This window comes from Methylorubrum zatmanii (assembly GCF_014845115.1).
GTDB classification, from domain to species: Bacteria; Pseudomonadota; Alphaproteobacteria; order Rhizobiales; family Beijerinckiaceae; genus Methylobacterium; species Methylobacterium zatmanii.
Genome location: NZ_NKUI01000219.1, coordinates 1 through 1,330, shown reverse-complemented (window position 1 = coordinate 1,330; position 1,330 = coordinate 1). Strand labels below are relative to the sequence as shown.

The window sequence follows — 1,330 nt, the reverse complement described above, 5'->3', positions numbered from 1 at the left end:
GGGCCAGGGAAATCGGGTTGGCAGCATAGGTCAGCGCGTCGAGGGTGAGCACCTCGTGGCCGAGATCCTGCACCAGATGCAGCACCAGCGCGGAGCCGATGAAGCCGCAGCCGCCCGTCACCAGAATGCGCATCGCTCTCAACTCCGCGGGTCAAGCTCTTACCCCTGGCACACGATGGGTCGTAGGACGGCTCAACGCAGCGAAGTCAAGGCAGCGCCTCTTAAGCCAATGGCAAATGTGCTGCCAGAGCCGAGCAGGGAGAAGCACAGCATTGGGGCGAGCGAGGAGCGCGGATCGAAGCCCACTTTGCGCATCGAGAGGCGATAGGCCATTCGCTCATGGACAGCTAGGTGTGAGCTTTCAGGAGGTTGTTCATCCGGCCTGAACCGAGGACGCTGGAGTTGCGGGGCTTCAGCGATCTCGGAGCGACCGGATGAACATCCACCAGAATGCGCGTTTGACGCCCTCGGGTCGAGAGCGCCTTGTGCGGCTGGCCCAGAGCGGACTCAGCCGCGAAGGCGGTGGCCGAGACGATGGGCGTGTGCCTCAAGACGGTGGGCAAATGGGTGGCCCGCTTCGAGGCCGAAGGAGCCGCCGGACTGCAGGATCGCTCCTCGCGGCCTCACACGCTGCACCGCCCGACCCCGGTCGCGACCCAGGAAGCCATCGTGACCTTGCGCCGTCAGCGCCTGACCGGCGTGCAGATCGCCCGTGATCTCGCCGTCTCGCCCGCCACCGTGAGCCGGGTGTTGCGCCGGTCCGGCCTGAGCCGCATGCGCGACCTCGAACCGCCTGTGCCTGTCCAGCGATACGAGCGCGACAAGCCGGGCGAGTTGATCCACATCGACATCAAGAAGCTCGGCCGCTTCGAACGCGCGGGCCATCGCATCACCGGCGACCGCGCCCGGCAGAGCTCGGGCCGCGGCATCGGCTGGGAGTACCTGCATCTGGCCATCGACGACCATTCACGGCTGGCCTATTCCGAGATCCACCCGGACGAGCAGCGCGGCTCCTGCCTCGCCTTCCTCTTCAACGCGCTTCGCTTCTTCCGCCGCCACGGCATCGCGCTCGAGCGTGTGATGACCGACAATGGGCCGGCCTTCAAATCCAGGCGTTACGCCAAGGCGTTGCGGCGCCTGACCATCCGCCACAAGCGGACCCGGCCCTACACGCCGAAAACCAACGGCAAGGCCGAGCGCTTCGTCCAGACGTCCTTGCGCGAATGGGCTTACGCCCGCGCCTACGACACCTCGCAGCAGCGCGGCGCGGAACTGCCCGCCTTCCTGTTCCGCTACAACTGGAAGCGCCCGCACGGGAGCTATGCGGGAG

General features: G+C 66.6%; 1 protein-coding gene and 1 pseudogene. One reads left to right on the top strand and one right to left on the bottom strand.

Going from position 1 to position 1,330, the window contains the following annotated elements; translation table 11 throughout:
• Positions 1-133 (bottom strand): NAD-dependent epimerase/dehydratase family protein (locus MZTS_RS21480; protein ID WP_192285360.1); only part of this gene is annotated, 133 nt, incomplete at its 3' end.
• 301 nt (positions 134-434) lie between these two features.
• Here MZTS_RS21480 and MZTS_RS21475 point away from each other — a divergent pair.
• Positions 435-1,330 (top strand): annotated as a pseudogene (locus tag MZTS_RS21475) (IS481 family transposase); the annotation flags it as partial.